Origin of the sequence: Nesterenkonia muleiensis, assembly GCF_003600155.1 — a bacterium.
Classification (GTDB): Bacteria; Actinomycetota; Actinomycetes; order Actinomycetales; family Micrococcaceae; genus Nesterenkonia; species Nesterenkonia muleiensis.
This window is the reverse complement of the sequence record NZ_QWLD01000051.1, coordinates 10837-29591: the sequence shown is the minus strand read 5'-3', so window position 1 is coordinate 29591 and position 18755 is coordinate 10837. Positions and strand designations below refer to the sequence as shown.

Below are 18755 nucleotides of genomic sequence, written 5' to 3'. Positions count from 1 at the left end.
TCATGGCGGCCGGCCTGCTGGCGCATTGGGCTGCGAGAAGGAGCCGCCTGGCAACTTAGATCATGGTCGAAATCTAAAACGTCGCCCTCCGAACGCGAGCGGAAAGCGAGAGGAACAATGCAACAACCGAAGACGCGAACATTACCCCGACCGGTCTCAGCACTTATCACATTTGCGGCGATGTTCTGATTTTCGACATTCCGGAAGGCATACAGATTGCTCTGCCTGCTGAAGGCACTGAGCTCGATCCCGACGAGATGTCACCGCAGCTCGCCAGCAATGTCGTCGAAGGTGACCTCGTCGCGGAGGAGCCAGTCCTGCCCGGAGGTGGTCTCGTCCACCTTTTGCATGATCCTGCGCCAGGGGTGTTGGGCCACGGCGGATGCTTCACCGGATGGGGTTGTCCCCGCAGCAGCCGCTGTGGAGGGTGTGGTGGGCAGCTCCTGACAAGGTCGATGCCTGGAAGACCCAGGAGTGTCCACAGATCGCCAAAGAAGCCAAGAAAACAGGGGCCACGGTCTATTTCGCTGATGAGGCATGCATCCGCTCCGATCATCACGCTGGCAGGACCTGGGCACCGAGAGGCCGGAGCCCGGTGGTCAAGAAATTCGCCGCCGACAGCGATGGGCAGCTGAAGCTGTTCTTCCTGCCCGGCTACTCACCGTGATTGAACCTGCGATGAGTGGGTGTGGCAGTGCTCACCAGCATCGCAGCCTCAGTGTTCGGGCACCGACTGCGCCGGCGGGTGACGTACTTGATTGGGTTCCTGATCGGCGGCGCACCCCGCTTCCTCGTGCTCGCCGTTGATGTACCACTGTCAGCAGTGATCGTGGTGTTCGTCATCTCTGGGATGGGGATCGGGGTGTTGAACCCCATCATCACAGCAGTAACCCTTGAGCGTCTGCCACAGTCGATGGTCGGACGCGGCAGCGCACTGATCTCTTCACTGGCATGGGCTGGAATCCCCTTCGGGGGTATGGTCTCCGGTGGTCTGATCTCCATGTTTGCACTGTCTCCAGCGCTGCTGACACTCGGCGCCGGCTACCTTCTGGCCACGTTGGTCCCTGCGCTGGCACCCACCTGGAAACAGATGGATCAACGACCCCCGGATTCCGCTGCGGGTAACGGATAGGATGCCGTCATGAGCGAACCCGCACCACAGCGTCAAGATCCCGCGCGCGATGAGACTATCCGGCTTGATGCCCGGTCCATTCGCGGGATAGCCCATCCGCTGCGAGTTCAGATTTTGGGACATCTGCGCATCCACGGGCCGACGACCGCGACGAGGCTTGCGCAGGCGCTGTCCCTCAACAGCGACGCTACCAGCTATCACCTGCGCCAACTGTCAACCTACGGGTTCGTGGTCGAGGAGCAGTCCCGTGGTGTGGGGCGGGAACGGTGGTGGAAGGCCGCCCACACCATGACTGATGCCTCAGAGCTGCGCACCATAACAGGTGATGGTGAAGCAGCAGAGACCTACCTACGTTCCATCGCCCAGATCTACGCCGGTCGAATGCACCAGAGCGTAGATGAGTTCTCAACCATGCCCCCGCAGTGGCGTCACGCGGCCACCCTCAGCGATTACTTCCTTAGCCTGACACCCGAAGAAGCAGAGGAGCTAGGAACAGAGATTACTGAACTTCTGGCGTCCTACGCCCAATACCGGCTAGGCGACGACTCAGAGGAACCGGGCCGTGTCCCGGTCTCAGTGCAATATCAGATCCTCCCAGTGCTGGAAACGCCCACTTTCCACGATGCTGCATCCACCCCGGCCTCTGGTGGCACCTGATCGAAGACGGTGCTCTGACCGGTCTGGGACAATGGAGCGCCTTGGTTTCTCTTAGTTTCTCCAGGAACCTGACGTCTCTATTGACCCCGGCCAGTCCCAACCGGCAGCAGCGCCAGCCGTTCAAGCTCATGACGCTCTACCCACGTGAGAACGCGGGGCGCCTCATGGCCGAGTGCACCATTGGTGAGTCCGCATAGCGGAGCCGATCCAAGCGTTCCGGGTGTGGCCGGTCTACTGTGGTGGCATGACCTCAGACAATGCCTCGGGCCCGTCTGCGCGCTCCCCGTTGGCCTGGGCCGGTCTGCTGGTGGTGATGCTGGCCGCCGGGATGGCGATCCCCGGCCAGGGCCGGGTCAACGCAGAACTCTCATCCCAGACCGAGGACCCCTACCTGGCCGCGCTGATCAGCTTCTCGGTGGGACTGCTGCTGATGTGCCTGATCGCCTTCGCTCTGCCGGCCGGGCGGCGGGCCATGGGCAGGGTCAGACCTTCCCTGCAGCGCGGAGCGGTGCAGTGGTGGTACCTGCTGGCCGGCTGCCTGGGCGGGTACTTCGTGCTCACCCAGACCCTGACCATCGGCATGATCGGCGTGGCGGTCTTCACCGTCGCGGTGGTGACCGGGCAGACCGTCGGCGGACTGCTCTGGGACCGCATCGGCCTGGGCCCGGCAGGCCGCAAGCGGATCAGCCCGATGCGTGTGCTCGGCGCCGCTCTGACCGTCTTCGCAGTGCTCTGGGCAGTGTCTCCTCAGCTGGGGGAGACCGGCCGCGGCCTGGCATGGCTGCTGCTGGTGGCCCTTCCGTTCACCGGCGGCTTCCTCAACGCCGCCCAGCAGGCGCTCAACGGCCGGCAGACTGCCGTCTACCGCAGCCCCGTTCCCGCCACCTTCTTCAACTTCCTCGCCGGATCGGCCCTGCTGCTGGTGGTGTGGCTTGGCAAGCTCGTCGTCGCAGGAGGGGTCCCGGGGCAGCTGCCCGCCGATTGGTGGTACTACATCGGCGGTCCGCTGGGCATCGTCTTCATCGCCCTGGGTGCCCTGCTGGTGACCAAGGTCGGTGTGCTGGTGGCTGCCATGGGGATGATCGCCGGTCAGCTGATCGGCTCTCTCCTGCTGGACCTGGTGGTCCCGGCCCCGGGCTCGGTGGTCACCACCGCCACCGTGCTGGGCACGGCGCTGACCCTGCTCGCCGTCGTCGTCGCCTCTCTGCCGGATCTGATGCGCGGCAGAGGCCGGTGAGACCAGGGCTTCAAGTGGCCAGTGCGGATCAGCGGTAAGCTGACCTGCGTCGTCCTTGCCACAGGACCACTGTGAACACCACCATCTGAATGAGGGACATACAGCACCATGGCCACAGAAACCACCGTAGACAAAGTCATCAACCTGGCTAAGCGCCGCGGCCTGGTCTTCCAGTCCGGCGAGATCTACGGTGGCTCGCGCTCGGCTTGGGACTACGGGCCGCTGGGCACCGAGCTGAAGGAGAACATCAAGGCGCAGTGGTGGCAGACTTTCGTGCGCGGGCGCGGGGACATGGTGGGTCTGGACTCCAGCATCATCCTGCCCTCGGCGGTCTGGAAGGCCTCTGGGCATGTGGACACCTTCACCGACCCCCTAGTGGAGTGCCTGCAGTGCCATAAGCGGCACCGCGAAGACCACCTCATCGAGGGCTTCGAGGACAAGAAGGGGCGCTCCCCGGAAGGCGGTCTGGCTGAGGTTCCTTGCCCGGACTGCGGCACCAAGGGCAAATTCACCGAGCCGTTCGCATACTCCGGGCTGGTCAAGACCTACCTCGGGGTGGTGGACGACGAATCCGGCCTGCACTACCTGCGTCCGGAGACCGCCCAGGGCATCTTCACCAACTTCGCCAATGTGGTCACCGCCGCCCGGCGCAAGCCACCTTTCGGCATCGGCCAGGTCGGCAAAGCCTTCCGCAATGAGATCACCCCCGGCAACTTCATCTTCCGCACCCGGGAGTTCGAACAGATGGAGATCGAGTATTTCGTCCACCCGGATGATGCCGCCGAATGGTTCAACAAGTGGGTCGATGCCTGCGAGTCCTGGTTCACCGGCCTGGGGCTCAACCCGCAGAATCTGCGCCGGTTCGACGTCCCTGACGGGGAGCGGGCGCACTACTCGGCGGCCACCATCGACCTGGAGTACCGGTTCGGGTTCCAGGGCACGGAGTGGGGTGAGCTGATGGGCATCGCCAACCGCACCGACTACGACCTCGGCACCCACATCAAGCACTCCGGCAAGGAGCTGTCCTACTTCGACCAGTCCAGCGGTGAGCGCTACGTGCCCTACGTCATCGAGCCCAGCTTCGGCCTGACCAGGTCCCTGATGGCCTTCCTGGTGGATGCCTACGCAGAGGACGAGGCCCCCAACACCAAGGGCGGGGTGGACACCCGCACGGTGCTCAAGCTGCACCCCAAGCTGGCGCCGGTCAAGGCCGCGGTGCTGCCGCTGTCGAAGAAGCCCGAGCTCGCCGAGCCTGCCAGCAAGCTGGCGGATCAGCTGCGCAAGCAGTGGAACATCGATTACGACGATGCCGGGGCCATCGGCCGCCGCTACCGCCGGCAGGATGAGATCGGCACCCCCTTCTGTCTCACCGTGGACTTCGACACCCTGGAGGACCAGGCGGTGACCATTCGCGACCGGGACCAGATGACCCAGGAGCGGGTGAGTCTGGACCAGGTCGCCGGCTACCTGGCCTCGCAGCTGCTGGGGTGAGCAGTCCCGCTGGTGGGAGAACCCCTCGCTCCCTGACGTTCGGCGGCCGTTTGGCGAGACGATTGGGCGGATTATGGGCCGAATAATGGTCGCAGGAGGCCCCCGAACGCGGTGTTGATCAGCTGGGTGGCGGGATCGTATTGCGTGCAGCAGTAAACGGGTTTACGCTAGCTGGCGATGTTGCCAACAGCGCCTAACGGCCAGCCCACTCTTCTCCTCGACTCTGGCCTGAGTGTCCGGCCGTGGACCGAGGGCGACGACCTCAGACTCCTAGAGGTCTGGGGCGACCCCGAAAACTCCATGCACCATCAGGACCGCAGCCTGCTGCGTCCTTCCTCCAACGCTCCTTGGTCGCGCTGCATAGTGGCAGAGGCCAGCGGGGTGCCGGTGGCTGCGGCCACTATGTTCCGCTCCAGCCTGCACCCGGACCGGCTCTCCTTCTACGTGGAGGTCGCACCGGAGCATCGGCGCCGGGGAGTGGCCGCCCAGCTGCTGCAGATCCTGGAGGCCGAGGTCCCCAACTGCGATGTGCAGTCGCTCAAGGCGCGCTGCGCCAAGGGATCAGCGGCCCAGTGCTTCCTCAAGGACAACGGTTTCCGCAAGGTCCAGCACTCCCGGGAGGTCATCATCCACCCGGACAGCCTCCCGGTGCCTGATGTGGAGAACCTCCCCATCGACCTGGAGGAGATCGCCACTGGTTCTGTGGAGCTGACCGAGCTGGTAGCAGACTTCTACAACACCGTCCATGACTGGGACCGGGCCGAAATGACGCTCGGACGCGCCCAGCAGATGCTGCTCTCCGCAGAATCAGGTGCCACAGGCGCCGTCGTTCTGCGCTCCACCGCCGCGGCGGACTCCGCTGACGAGGAGGCCTCCGGCCCGATCCTGGCCTTCGCCATCAGCTACACCCCCGAACGCACCGACGCCCCGGCCGATGTTCTGATGGGCTGGGACCCCAAGCTGGACCAGGAGCATGCTGAGCAGGCGGTGATGCAGTTGCTGGGGCTGGTGGCTGCCCGCTACCCGGTGTCGGTGGAGGTCGACGACTCCATGGCGCCCCTGAAGCGGATCACCGATGTGCTGGGCGAGCAGGACGCCGCCGAGATCGACTTCGAGGCCCTGATCTACGTCCGCGATACCCCCTGATCCCCAGCTAGTGGAAACACCGCTGGTTTTGAGCTTGTGCGCGGGTTGTTTCGCGCGCACGTGGCCAAAACCTGCGCAGGTTTGACCACATGCGGAGAATAGAACTGTGACCGAGACTCTGCAGCGCCCCACCACCGATCACGTCGCCGTCCCCGGCGGCGCACTGCTGCCCGCCCTGCAGCTGGGGCCGATCACCGTGGACACGCCGGTGGTGCTGGCCCCGATGGCCGGAATCACCAACACCGCTTTCCGCAGGCTCTGCCGTGAGTACGGCGGCGGGCTCTACGTCAATGAGATGGTCACCGCCCGTGCCCTGGTCGAGCGCCGGCCCGAATCCCTGCGCATCATCAGGCATGAGCCCGATGAGGTGCCGCGCTCGGTGCAGCTGTACTCGGTGGATCCGGTGACCACCAGGCATGCGGTGCGGATGCTGGTCGAAGAGGACCGGGCCGATCACATTGACCTCAACTTCGGCTGCCCGGTGCCCAAGGTCACCCGCAAGGGCGGCGGTTCGGCCCTGCCTTGGAAGACCGGCCTGTTTGAGTCGATCGTCGCCACCGCAGTCCGCGAGGCCTCCCGGGCCAACATCCCGGTCACGGTGAAGATGCGCAAGGGCATCGATGAGGACCACCTGACCTATTTGGAGGCGGGCCGGGTCGCCCGCGACGCCGGCGTGGCCGCAGTGGCCCTGCACGGACGCACCGCCCGCCAGCACTACTCCGGGCAGGCTGACTGGGATGCCATCAAACGGCTGCGTGATGCCCTGCCAGACCTCCCGGTGCTGGGCAATGGCGATATCTGGAGCGCGGAGGACGCGGTGGCCATGGTGGAGCAGACCGGGGTCGACGGCGTCGTCGTCGGCCGGGGGTGCCAGGGCCGGCCGTGGCTCTTCGGCGACCTCCAGGCTGCCTTTGAGAGGCGCGGCGAGCGTCACCGGCCAGGGGTGGAGATGGTGTGTGCCACCCTGCTGCGGCATGCCCAGATGCTGATCCCGTACTTCGACGGCGATGAGCGCAAAGCCATGCAGGACATCCGCAAGCATGTGGCCTGGTACTTCAAAGGATACCCGGTGGGCGCCGCCCTGCGCACTCAGCTGCTCACCGTGGAGTCCTTGGCCCAGCTGGAGGACTTGCTGGGCCGGCTGGATGCCTCCATCGGCTATCCCGGCGCCGACGCCGAGGGCCCCCGCGGCCGCGCCGGCTCACCCAAGAGGGTGCATCTGCCGGAGGACTGGCTGGTCTCCCAGGAGCTCAACGAGGACCAGCGCCAGATGATCCAGGACGCCGAGGTCGACATCTCCGGCGGCTGAGGGACGCCATCCCGTAGGCCGCCGCTCCGATAAGGTGGCAATAGAGCGGGCCGGGCACTGACGGCTCGCGAAGCCAAGGGCGGGAGGGGAACGAAGTGATGAGCGTGCGCAACGTCGAGCGTCTTGAAGGACAGTATGCGGCCTTGGCGCCCGGGTACACCGAGGCGGACGAGGACCGCTGGGTCCCCGAGCACGGGAAATCGGTCTACCGCTCCTCGTTCGAGCGTGACCGGGCCCGTCTGCTGCACTCCTCGGCCCTGCGCCGGCTGGGCGCGAAGACTCAGGTGGTTTCACCCAGCAGCGACGACTTCTCCCGCACCCGGCTGACCCACTCACTGGAGGTCGCCCAGGTGGGCCGCGAGCTGGGCCGGCTGCTCGGCTGCGACCCCGATGTGGTCGACGCCGCCTGTCTCTCCCACGATCTGGGCCACCCGCCCTTCGGCCACCACGGCGAGAAGGTCCTCAACGATCTGGCCTCCGGCATCGGCGGGTTCGAAGGCAATGCCCAGACGCTGCGCCTGCTGACCCGTTTGGAGACCAAGCGCTTCCACTCCGACGGGCGCTCCGCCGGGCTGAACCTGACCCGGGCCAGCCTGGACGCTGCGGTGAAGTACCCCTGGCGTGCCCATGAGGCGCCGCTGCAGGCCGACGGCGCCCGCAGCCAGAAGTTCGGCACCTATGAGGACGACCTGGAGGTCTTCGACTGGATGCGTGAGGGCGTGGCAGGCACCCGCAAATCGATGGAGGCCCAGGTGATGGACGCCGCTGACGACATCGCCTACTCGGTCCACGATGTGGAGGACGGCATCGTCAACGGCCGTTTCCAGCTGAAGTTCCTGACCGACAGCGTGCAGCGGGCCCGGGTCATCCAGACCGCCCAGGAGTGGTACCTGCCGCACACCGAGGCGGAGGCGGTCGACGCCGCCATCGCCCGCCTGGAAGCCACCGACAGCTGGGTGAAGGAGTCCGACGGCTCCCGCCGGGCCCTGGCCGCCCTGAAGAACATGACCTCGGAGCTGATCGGCCGGTTCGGCCACGATGTCTGGGCCGCCACCCGCAGCGCCCACGGTGAGAAGCCACTGGTCCGGCATGAGGCGGATCTGGTGGTGCCCGGGCAGACCCTGGAGGAGATCTGCGTGATGAAGGGCATTGCCGCCCACTACATCATGGCCTCCCGCGAGCAGCTGCCGGTCTATACGCGCCAGACCGAGGTGCTCCAGGCCTTGCACGGGCTGCTGATGGACACCGGAGACCGTTTTCTGGAGCCGCCCTTCCAGGCTGATTTCCGCGCCGCCGACGACGACGCGGCCCGGCACCGTGCCATCATCGACCAGATCGCCTCACTGACCGACGGCGCATGCCTGGAGTGGTACGCCACCCTGGTCAAAGGCCAGCCGGTGACCAGCGCACTGTTCGCGTGAGTGCGTCGTCGTGTTTCATGGTTGAAACGTAGACCGGGGTAATGTGGTCTCCGGTCGCCACAATGGGGTGGTGGCTTATGAACCGAGCCTGAGGAAGGCATTGACTGATGTTTTCGAAGATTCTTGTGGCCAATCGCGGTGAGATCGCGATCCGTGCCCTGCGTGCCGGAGTGGAGCTCGGTGCCCGCACCGTTGCCGTCTACCCGCATGAGGACCGCAACTCACTGCACCGGCAGAAGGCCGACGAGGCCTACCGCATCGGTGAGGAGGGTCACCCGGTGCGGGCCTACCTCGATGTTGAGGAGATCATCCGGGTCGCCCAGAAGGCCGGCGCCGAGGCCATCTACCCCGGCTACGGGTTCCTCTCTGAGAACCCGGACCTGGCCCGTGCCGCAGAAAGTGCCGGCATTACCTTTGTGGGCCCGCCGGCCAATGTGCTCGAATCCACCGGGGACAAGGTCAAGGCGCTGCGCGCGGCCAAGGCTGCCGGAATCCCGGTGCTGGAGAGCTCCGACCCCTCTGAGGACATTGAGGAGCTCACCGCTGAGGCTGAGCGGATCGGTTTTCCGGTGTTCGTCAAAGCGATCGCCGGCGGCGGTGGGCGAGGGATGCGCAGGGTCGAGCGTCGCGAGGACCTCAAGGACGCGCTGAAAGCCGCCATGAACGAGGCCGACACCGCCTTCGGCAACGCCGCGGTGTTCATCGAGCAGGCCGTGCTGCGGCCCCGGCACATCGAGGTGCAGATCCTCGCCGACGCCGCCGGCAATGTGGTCCACCTCTTCGAGCGGGACTGCTCCCTGCAGCGCCGCCACCAGAAGGTGGTGGAGATCGCCCCGGCCCCGCACCTCGACGACGAGCTCCGGCAGGCTCTGCATCGCGACGCCGTGGCCTTCGCCGAGGCGATGAACTACCGCAACGCCGGCACGGTGGAGTTCCTGGTGGAGACCGAAGGGGAGCGGGCCGGCAAGCACGTCTTCATCGAGATGAACCCCCGCATCCAGGTTGAGCACACAGTGACCGAGGAGATCACCGATGTGGACCTGGTGGCCTCCCAGATCCGTATTGCCGCAGGGGAGACCCTGGAGGACCTGGACATCCGGCAGCAGGATCTGCGCGTGCGAGGCTCGGCCATGCAGTGCCGGATCACCACTGAGGACCCGGCCAATGACTTCCGCCCCGATGTGGGCACCATCACCGCCTACCGCTCAGCCGGAGGCTCCGGCATCCGGCTCGACGGCGGCACTGCGTATGCTGGGGCCGAGATCAGCCCGCACTTCGACTCCATGCTGGTCAAGCTCACCTGCCGGGGCCGGGACTACCGCACAGCAGTGGACAGGGCGCGGCGCGCGCTGGCCGAGTTCCGCATCCGCGGTGTGGCCACCAACATCCCGTTTCTGCTCAATGTGCTCAACTCCGAAGAGTTCCTCACCGGAGACGTCGCCACCGACTTCATCGACAAGCACCCGGAGTTGGCCAAGGCCAACCGCTCGCAGGACCGCGGCTCCAAGGCGCTGCAGTACCTGGCTGACATCACCGTCAACCAGCCGCACGGGCCCAGGGTGCAGGGCATCGACCCCCGCGACAAGCTGCCGAAGTTCCCCGGCGACAAACGCGATGAGCCCGACCGCTCTCCCTTCGACGGCCCCTCCGGGCAGCCCAAGCCTGCAGGCTGGCGGGACGTGCTGCTGGCCAAGGGCCCGGAGGGCTTCGCCACGCATCTGCGCCAGACCACTGCTCTGGCGGTCACCGACACCACCTTCCGCGACGCCCACCAGTCGCTGCTGGCCACCCGGGTGCGCACCCGCGATCTGCTGGCGGCGGCCCCGGCAGTCGCCCATGTGACCCCGGGGCTGTTCTCCGCCGAAGTCTGGGGCGGGGCCACCTATGATGTCGCCCTGCGGTTCCTCTCCGAAGATCCCTGGGAGCGGCTGGCCTGGTTGCGCGCGGAGATGCCGAACATTCCGCTGCAGATGCTGCTGCGCGGGCGCAACACCGTCGGCTACACCCCCTACCCGCTGAAGGTCACCGAAGCCTTCGTGGCCGAGGCCGCCCAGACCGGAGTGGACATCTTCCGGATCTTCGACGCCCTCAACGACGTCGAGCAGGTCATCCCCGCCATCCAGGCGGTCCGCGCCACCGGCACCGCAGTGGCCGAAGCCGCCCTGTGCTACACCGGCAACCTGGCCGATCCGGCCGAAGACCTCTACACCCTGGACTACTACCTGGACCTTGCCCAGCGGATGGTCGACGCCGGCGCCCATATCCTGGCAATCAAGGATATGGCCGGGCTGCTGCGCCCCGCGGCGGCTACCGCTCTGGTCACCGCTTTGCGCGAGCGCTTCGACCTGCCGGTCCATCTGCACACCCATGACACCGCCGGCGGTCAGCTGGCCACCCTGCTCGCTGCCTCTGCAGCAGGGGTCGATGCGGTGGACGTGGCGACCGCCTCGATGGCCTCCACCACCTCCCAGCCGCCGGCTTCGGCATTGGTGGCCGCTCTGGAGAACACCGAGCGAGACACCGGCCTGGGATTGGAGGCAGTCGCCTCCCTGGAACCCTACTGGGAGACCGTGCGCAGCATCTACCAGCCCTTCGAGTCCGGGCTGCCCAGCCCCACCGGCCGGGTCTACCGGCACGAGATCCCCGGCGGCCAGCTGTCGAATCTGCGACAGCAGGCCATCGCCCTGGGCCTGGGGGAGCGCTTCGAGCAGATCGAGGATATGTACTACGCCGCAGACAAGATGCTGGGCCGGCTGGTCAAAGTCACCCCCAGCTCCAAGGTCGTCGGTGACCTTGCCCTGCAGCTGGTCGGGCTGGGCGCAGACCCCCAAGAGTTCGAACAGGATCCGCAGAGCTTCGACCTGCCGGACTCGGTCATCGGCTTTTTGGCCGGACAGCTGGGGGACCCGCCGGGCGGCTGGCCCGAGCCCTTCCGCACCAAAGCCCTGGAGGGGCGCACCGTCAAACCTGTGGAGGAGGAACTCACCGATGACGACGCCGCCGCGTTGGAGGCCGACTCCGCCACCCGCCGGGCAGCGCTGAACCGGCTGCTCTTCCCCGGTCCGACCCGTGAGTTCGAGGCGGCCTGCGAGAAGTACGGCGACATCCACGTGCTGCACACCCGGGACTACCTCTTCGGGCTGACCACAGGGCACGAACATGTGATCTCCCTGGGCAAGGGCGTCCGGCTGCTGGTCACCCTGCAGACCATCTCGGAGCCGGATGAGAAGGGCATGCGCACCGTGATGTGCACGCTCAACGGTCAGGCCCGCCAGGTGATGGTGCGCGATGAGTCGGTGGAGTCCACCGTGGTCGCCGCAGAGAAGGCAGACCCCTCCAACCCCGGGCATGTCGCCGCACCGTTCGCCGGGGCGGTCTCAGTCCAGGTGGCCCACGGCGAGAGTGTGGAGGCGGGTCAGACCATTGCCTCCATTGAGGCGATGAAGATGGAGTCCGGCATCACCGCGCCGTCGTCCGGAACGGTCAGCCGGATCGCCATCGGCGGGGTGCAGCAGGTCGCAGGCGGCGACCTCATCCTGGTTCTAGAGTGAGCGTCGTATCGTGGGGCTTTCTGTTGTTCGTGGGGGTATAGCCCTACGCCAAGTCGAAAGCCCCACGACAAATTGGGTGGCGCGTCAGCGGAACAGGAGTTTTCCACAGCCAGGAAGGTGGAGCCCCGTCGTACCGGTAGCCTGTAAGAGAGCGAGCCGGGTCCCGGCTCAACGCGACGCGGTGAGGCGGGAAGCGAGCGAACGCCATGGCAGGTCTGATCAGGCGCGAGGACATCGATGCCGTACGCGAGCGTGCCGACCTGCGGGAGATCGTCGAGCAGTATGTGACGCTGAAGAAGGCCGGCATCGGCTCCTACAAGGGGCTCTGCCCCTTCCACGACGAGCGCACCCCCTCCTTCCACGTCCGGCCCCAGGTGGGCACCTACCACTGCTTCGGCTGCGGGGAGTCCGGCGACGTCATCGCGTTTCTGCAGTCTCAGGAGCACACCACCTTCGCCGAAACCGTGGAACGGCTGGCGCACAAGTACGGCATCGAGCTGCGCTACGAGGACGGCGGATCTGGGCCGGACAAGGCTGAGACCGGCCGGCGGCAGCGGTTGCTGGATGCCCATAAGATCGCCGATGAGTTCTTTCAGCGCTGCCTGAGCATCCCCGAAGCCCAGACGGCGAGGGACTTCCTCACCGGCAGGGGATTCACCCGGGAACACGCGGAGCACTACGGTGTGGGCTATGCGCCCCAGGGGTGGAGCCACCTGCTGGGACATCTGAGAACCAAAGGCTTCCGGGAGGATGAGCTCAAGCTCACCGGCCTGTTCTCCGAGGGCCGCCGCGGGATCTACGACCGGTTCCGCGGCCGGCTCGTCTGGCCGATCCGGGACATGACCGGCAACACCGTAGGCTTCGGCGGACGGCGTCTTTACAAGGACGACCAGGGTCCGAAGTACCTCAACTCGCCCGAAACGGCGCTGTACAAGAAGTCCCAGGTGCTCTACGGGATCGAGCACGCCAAGCGGCACATCGCCAAGAAGCGCCAGCTGGTGGTGGTGGAGGGATACACCGATGTGATGGCCTGTCATATCGCCGGGGTGGACACCGCAGTGGCCACCTGCGGCACCGCCTTCGGCGAGGGGCACATCAAGATCGCCCGCCGGCTCCTCTCCGACGACGGCAGCCCGGCAGAGGTGGTCTTCACCTTCGACGGCGACGAGGCCGGCCAGCAGGCCGCGGTCAAAGCCTTCAACGAGGCCCACCAGTTCAACGCCCAGACCTTCATCGCCGTCGGGCCAGAGGGCATGGACCCCTGCGATGTGCGCCAGCGCCGCGGCGACGAGGCCGTCCAGGCGGTGATCGACTCCAAGACACCGCTGGTGGAGTTCGTGATCCGCCGCAGGCTGCGTGAGTGGGACCTCTCTGCCGTGGAGGGACGGATCGGGGCGCTGCGCACGGCCGCACCGGTGGTCGCCGAGATCCGGGACGACTCCCTGCGGCAGGCCTACACCCGCGAGCTGGCTGGCTGGCTGGGCTCCGATATGGAGGAGGTAGTCGCCGCAGTCGCCCAGGCCCGGAAGTCCGGCGCTCGCGGAGCATCTCGGCAGAAAGGCACGACGCCGTCCCAGCACCCACAGCCTGGAAGGGGCCTCCCGGCGCAGAACGGCCGGCCGGTTCCCGGGGAGGGCGAGGGGGCGGCCGCCGGTTCAGCGTTCCAACGTCCGGATACCCGCGACCCGGCGGTGATGATGGAGCGGCAGGCGCTGGAGGTGATCCTGCAGCATCCGACCCGGCTGACCGCCGAGCAGTGGGAGGAGATCTTCAGCGTGCGGTTCACCGCGCCGGCGCACCAGGCAGTCCATGATGGCATCCGCATTGCCGCAGCGGAGGCCTCCGATCCCAGAAATTGGGTCGAGGCGGTGCGCCAGGAGGTGCCCCAGCCGCTGCGCGGACTCGTCTCCGAACTGGCGGTGACCACGCTTCCGGCCAAGACCGAGGAGCATCTGGACCGGTACTGCCAGGAGATTCTGAACCGGCTGGTGGAGCTGAAGATCCAGCATCAGAAGGCCAATCTGCTGGGCCGGCTGCAGCGGATGGATCCGGCAGAGTCCCCGGAGGAGTACCGCAGCCTCAACGCGGAGCTGATGGACCTTGAGACTCGCCGCCGGGCACTGCGCAGTGATGAATAGGAGCGGTGCTCACTGAGCGCGGCTCTGATGGAGCCGAGACCTATGCGGTGATGTCCCCGGTGGTGACGGCGAAGGCCGCACACAGCTCGGCGGAGTCCACGAAGAGGTTCAGTCCGGCTTCTCCGGCGCCCAGGCAGACCCTGCCGCTGATGGACTCCTCGGCGTAGACCGGCCAGCGGGTCCCCTCCGCTGATGCGGCACCGAAGGGGTTGATGGTGCCGGGGCGGTAGCCGGTGGCCGCCAGGCTCTCCTCCGGCGCCGCCATGGACATCTTCTTCATCCCCGCCAGCTTGCGCAGCTTGGCCCAGTCCACCTGCTGGTCACCGGGGATGAGCACTATCGCGTAGCTGTGTTCTGCGGCGGTCTGGGTGAGCTTGCACTTGGCCACCAGGGTCTTGACGATCTCGTGCGGTTCGATTCCCAGGTGTGCGGCAGCCTCTTCCAGGGAGCGGGCAGGACCACGGTCGACCACCTCGATCTCCACCCCCAGTTCCCGGGCGTGGGCGATGACGCGTTCGCGGCCGGTCAGTTCACTCATAGGCCCCAGCCTATGCGGGGTGGGCGCCGTGGGCGTCCTCAGCGGCAGTAACAGTCGGATTGCGATCCGGCGGCCCCGGTTCACTCTGTCCGCCGGGCTCCGGTACCTTGGCCGCATGAGCATCCTACGGTTCACCACATCCTGCGCCGCACTCAGCGTTGCCGCACTGGTGGCCACAGCCTGCGGTGGCGAAGACCCCGCCGCCGGGGCGCCGGATCATGCCAGCGCGGCCTCGGCAGCTGATCTGGAGGTTCCCGCCCCCGAGGCTACGGTGACCACACCGACCCCGGCCATGGTGATGGACGATGACGGCACTGCCGAGCTGTGCCTGGGCGCGGTGGCCGAATCTTACCCGCCGCAGTGCGGCGGACCTGAGCTGATCGGCTGGGACTGGGAGGAACAGGACTCCGGCAGCTATGAAGAGGAGCAGGGCACCCGCTGGGGCGAGTACGCCGTCGTCGGTGACTACGACCCGCAGGAAGGGACCTTCGAACTCGAGTCTGCGGTCCCCGCCGGTGAATGGGACGGTGAACCCCCTGAGCAGCAGATGAGCTTCTCCACACCCTGCGAAGAGCCTGAGGGCGGCTGGGAGATCCTGGACCAGGAGCTGGTCTCCGAGCAGCGGATGTATGACACCTTTGAACGGGCAGAGGAGCTCGAAGGCTATGCCGGTTCCTGGGTGGACCAGTCGCTGAACCCTGTGCAGCCAGAGGACCTCAACGACGATGAAGACATGGGCGACCAGGAACATCAGGAGCTGGCGGCGTCGTTGAACGATCCGGAGTACGTGATCATCAATGTGCGGGTCAGTGCGGATCCAGAGACAGCCTACGGGACACTCCGCGAAGAGTGGGGAGGGATGCTTTGCGTCACCGAGGCGCAGTATCAGCAGGCCGAGTTGGAGCAGATCCAGCAGGAGATCATGGAGATCGACGGCGCACTCTCAGCCGGTGTGGAGGCCACCACCAACCAACTGACGGTCGAGGTCACCTATGACGACGGCAGCCTGGAGTCCCAGCTTCACGAGATCTACGGTGAGGGCACTCTCCGGCTGAGCTCCCGGCTGGTACCGGCTGAGGACCAGTGAGAGTCCACCGCGACCATGTCAGAGGGCTCAGCGTTTCCGATTCGCTGATACCGTGATGCCAACACACCAAAGGACGATGGGGTCTGGCCTGGGTGTCGATGGAGTGCCCACCGAGTACCACTTCTGACCAGTCAAAAGGAGACCGCCCCATGACCGAGCGCACTTTGGCAGATGACTCCTCGCGTCAGGCTGCCCAGCATGAGATCCCGGAGGAGATGCGCCGGGATGTGGGGTTTCTGGGCAGTCTGCTCGGCACTGTGCTCAGCGAGTACGGCTCCCAGGGACTGCTGGAGGATGTCGAAACCCTGCGCTCGCTGACCATCGCTGCTGTGGAGGACGGCTCCGACGAGACCCTGACCAAGGCCGAGGATTTCGTCGAAGCTCTCAGCGCTGAGCGGGCCAAGGAGGTGGCCCGGGCCTTCACCTGCTACTTCCTGCTGGCCAACCTCGCTGAGGAGCAGCACCGGGTGCGCACCCTGCGGGACAGGGACGGCGAGCTGCCCCTGGAGGCACAGAAGCCCTCTGACTCAGTCGCGGCAGCCTTCACCCATCTCAGTGAGGAGATCGGCCAGCGGGAGGCCGAGCGACGGCTGAAGGAGCTGCGATTCCACCCGGTGCTCACCGCCCACCCCACTGAGGCCCGGCGCAACGCGGTCACCGCCAGCGTGCGGCGCATCGGCGCCCTGCTCGATGACCGCGATGATCCACGCATGGGTCCTGCGGCCAAGGCCCGCAACACCCGGGAGATCACCGAGGAGATCGACAATATGTGGCGCACCGCCCAGCTGCGGGTCTCCAACCCCTCCCCGCTGGACGAGGTGCGCACCGCTCTGGGCGTCTTCCAGTCCTCGTTCTCCAGCGTGTTCACCGAGGCCTACCGGCGGATGGACGACTGGCTGCAGAACGACGACGCCGGCAGAGCAACCCCCAAAGCCCCGGCCTTCATCCGGCTGGGGTCCTGGATCGCCGGGGACCGCGACGGCAACCCCAACGTCACCGCCTCCATCACCCGTCAGGCGGTGACTCAGGCCGCCGACCGGGTACTGGCCGATCTGGAGGAGCGGACCCGCACGGTGGGACTCTCCCTGACCCTGGATGACCGGTACACTCCGCCCAGCGATGCCCTCCAGGCGCTCTGGAACCGTCAGAAGCAGCTCTCAGCGGAACTGGCCGAGCGGGCTGCCGAGCATTCCCCCGGCGAACCCCACCGTCAGGTGCTGCTAGCGATCGCAGGACGTGTCTCAGCCACCCGGGCCCGCGACGCCGACCTGGCCTACCGAGTGCCCGAGCAGCTGGTGGAGGACTTGCGGGAGGTCCAGGACTCGCTGGTTGCCGCCGGTGCTCAGCGGGCCGCCTACGGTGAGCTCCAGGAGCTCATCTGGCAGGTGGAGACCTTCGGCTTCCACCTGGCAGAGCTGGAGGTCCGCCAGCACTCCGCGGTGCACGCCCAGACGCTGAAGTGGCTGGAGGACCCGGACTCGGTGGAGAAAATGGCGGTTCCCGGAGAGGAGGTCCTGGAGACCTTCCGCGCCATCGCCTCACTGCAGCAGCGCTACGGGGTCAACGCCGCCCGGCGCTACATCGTGTCCTTCACCCAGAGCGCGCAGAACCTGGCCGATGTCTATCTGCTGGCGGAGAGGGCCTTCGGCGGCACGCTGGAGAACCCCTCCGGAGATGCCCCGGTGCTGGATGTGATCCCGCTGTTCGAGACCTATGACGATCTGCAGAACGCCCCGCGCATCCTGGCGGAGGCGCTGAGCAGCCCGCAGCTGCAGAAGCGGCTGAAGCAGACCGGCCGCCGGATGGAGGTGATGCTCGGATACTCCGACTCGTCCAAGGACGTCGGCCCGGTGGCAGCGACCCTGGCGCTCTACCAGGCCCAGGAGAAGATCGCGGCATGGGCGGTGGAGAACAACATCCATCTGACCCAGTTCCACGGCCGCGGCGGCGCACTGGGCCGCGGCGGCGGTCCGGCCAACCGGGCCATCCTCGCCCAGCCTCCGCACTCGGTGGACCTGCGGTTCAAGGTCACCGAGCAGGGTGAGGTGATCGACGCCCGGTACGGCAATCCGGAGATCGCGCTGCGGCACATTGAACAGGTCGCCGCCGCCACGCTGATGGCAAGCGCCCCCTCCACCGAGAAGCGCAATGCTGCGGCCGCGGCCACCTACGCTGACCTGGCGCAGCAGCTCGACGACGCCTCCCGCGCCCGCTTCCACGCCCTGGTGAAGGCCGAGGGCTTCGCGCCCTGGTTCGCCCAGGTCACCCCCCAGGATGAGATCGGGCTGTTGGCCATCGGCTCCCGACCGGCCAAACGCGGCTTGTCGGTGGAGTCGCTGGAGGACCTGCGCGCCATCCCCTGGAACTTCGCCTGGGGGCAGGCGAGGATCAACCTCACCGGATGGTACGGCCTGGGCACCGCGCTGGAGGACGTCGGAGACCTTGGGCTGCTGCAGCGGGCCTACGCGGAGTGGCCGCTGTTCTCCGCCATGATCGACAACGTGGAGATGTCCCTGGCCAAGACTGATCGGCGGATCGCCCGCCGCTATCTGGACCTCGGCGGCAAAACGGAGTTGGCTGCAGCCGTGCTGGAGGAGCTCGACCTGACTGAGAAGTGGATCCTTGCCATCACTGGACAGGACCGGCTGCTGGCCCAGCACCGGGTGCTCGGGCGGGCCGTCCAGCTGCGCAACCCCTACGTGGACGCGCTCAGCCTGATCCAGCTGCGCGCCCTGCGCCGGCTGCGGTCCGGGAATCTATCCGAGGACGAGATCCGGGATCCGCGTAACCTGCTGCTGATTACCCTCAAAGGTGTGGCCGCCGGCCTCCAGAACACCGGCTGAACGCGGTCTCCTCCGTGGTGCGGCCCCGGCTTCACTGGGTCGCTTGCGGCTGTTGCCGCTGATCGCCTCTGGGTCTTCGACGAGCGCGGGCGTTTCTGGCTTATGGGAGCCGAATCCGCGGTTATCAGCCAGGAACAGCCGCACTCGATGCAGGATGAGGTATGTGCAGGTCCTGTGCTCGCTTGGTGAGGCCGGAGTTATAGGG

Annotated in this window: 12 protein-coding genes and 1 pseudogene; 12 read left to right on the top strand and 1 reads right to left on the bottom strand. The window is 66.6% G+C overall.

The features are described 5' to 3' along the window. Positions 1-382 precede the first annotated feature (382 nt). The 10 genes and pseudogenes from DVO78_RS18555 to dnaG all read left to right on the top strand — a co-directional run. Positions 383-460, top strand: a pseudogene (locus DVO78_RS18555) (hypothetical protein); the annotation flags it as partial. A 228-nt stretch (positions 461-688) separates the two neighbouring features. Then, the gene (locus tag DVO78_RS15555) at positions 689-1132 is read left to right on the top strand and encodes an MFS transporter (protein ID WP_157984081.1); all 444 of its coding nucleotides are present in this window, start codon (positions 689-691) and stop codon (positions 1130-1132) included. Between the two features lie 9 nt (positions 1133-1141). Further along, positions 1142-1789 carry an ArsR/SmtB family transcription factor gene (locus DVO78_RS15550; RefSeq protein ID WP_120006209.1) on the top strand — a complete coding sequence of 216 codons (648 nt, stop codon included), beginning with the start codon at positions 1142-1144 and terminating at the stop codon, positions 1787-1789. A 244-nt stretch (positions 1790-2033) separates the two neighbouring features. Continuing rightward, positions 2034-3026 (top strand): DMT family transporter, encoded by a 993-nt coding sequence (locus DVO78_RS15545; protein WP_202912218.1) that lies wholly within the window; start codon positions 2034-2036, stop codon positions 3024-3026. Positions 3027-3134: 108 nt separating this feature from the next. Then, the gene (locus DVO78_RS15540; protein WP_120006207.1) at positions 3135-4517 is read left to right on the top strand and encodes a glycine--tRNA ligase; all 1383 of its coding nucleotides are present in this window, start codon (positions 3135-3137) and stop codon (positions 4515-4517) included. 177 nt (positions 4518-4694) lie between these two features. Further along, positions 4695-5663, top strand: coding sequence for a GNAT family N-acetyltransferase (locus DVO78_RS15535; RefSeq protein WP_120006206.1), 969 nt, complete (start codon positions 4695-4697; stop codon positions 5661-5663). Between the two features lie 106 nt (positions 5664-5769). Continuing rightward, positions 5770-6972 carry a tRNA dihydrouridine synthase DusB gene (gene dusB, locus DVO78_RS15530; protein ID WP_120006204.1) on the top strand — a complete coding sequence of 401 codons (1203 nt, stop codon included), beginning with the start codon at positions 5770-5772 and terminating at the stop codon, positions 6970-6972. Positions 6973-7070: 98 nt separating this feature from the next. Continuing rightward, positions 7071-8393: a deoxyguanosinetriphosphate triphosphohydrolase gene (locus DVO78_RS15525; RefSeq protein WP_120006202.1), complete on the top strand. Its 1323-nt coding sequence runs from the start codon at positions 7071-7073 to the stop codon at positions 8391-8393. Between the two features lie 107 nt (positions 8394-8500). Next, positions 8501-11944: a pyruvate carboxylase gene (locus DVO78_RS15520; protein WP_120006200.1), complete on the top strand. Its 3444-nt coding sequence runs from the start codon at positions 8501-8503 to the stop codon at positions 11942-11944. Between the two features lie 206 nt (positions 11945-12150). Further along, positions 12151-14082, top strand: a complete 1932-nt coding sequence (gene dnaG / locus DVO78_RS15515; protein ID WP_120006198.1) for a DNA primase — start codon at positions 12151-12153, stop codon at positions 14080-14082. Positions 14083-14122: 40 nt separating this feature from the next. On the opposite strand, the gene DVO78_RS15510 is transcribed toward dnaG, so the two are convergent. Next, the gene (locus tag DVO78_RS15510; RefSeq protein WP_120006196.1) at positions 14123-14620 is read right to left on the bottom strand and encodes an aminoacyl-tRNA deacylase; all 498 of its coding nucleotides are present in this window, start codon (positions 14618-14620) and stop codon (positions 14123-14125) included. 115 nt (positions 14621-14735) lie between these two features. Between DVO78_RS15510 and DVO78_RS15505 the strand changes: the two genes are divergently transcribed. Together DVO78_RS15505 and DVO78_RS15500 are read left to right on the top strand one after the other, a co-directional pair. Continuing rightward, on the top strand, positions 14736-15707 hold the full coding sequence (locus DVO78_RS15505) for a hypothetical protein (protein ID WP_120006195.1): 972 nt from the start codon (positions 14736-14738) through the stop codon (positions 15705-15707). A 149-nt stretch (positions 15708-15856) separates the two neighbouring features. Next, the gene (locus tag DVO78_RS15500; protein ID WP_120006193.1) at positions 15857-18550 is read left to right on the top strand and encodes a phosphoenolpyruvate carboxylase; all 2694 of its coding nucleotides are present in this window, start codon (positions 15857-15859) and stop codon (positions 18548-18550) included. Positions 18551-18755 lie beyond the last annotated feature (205 nt).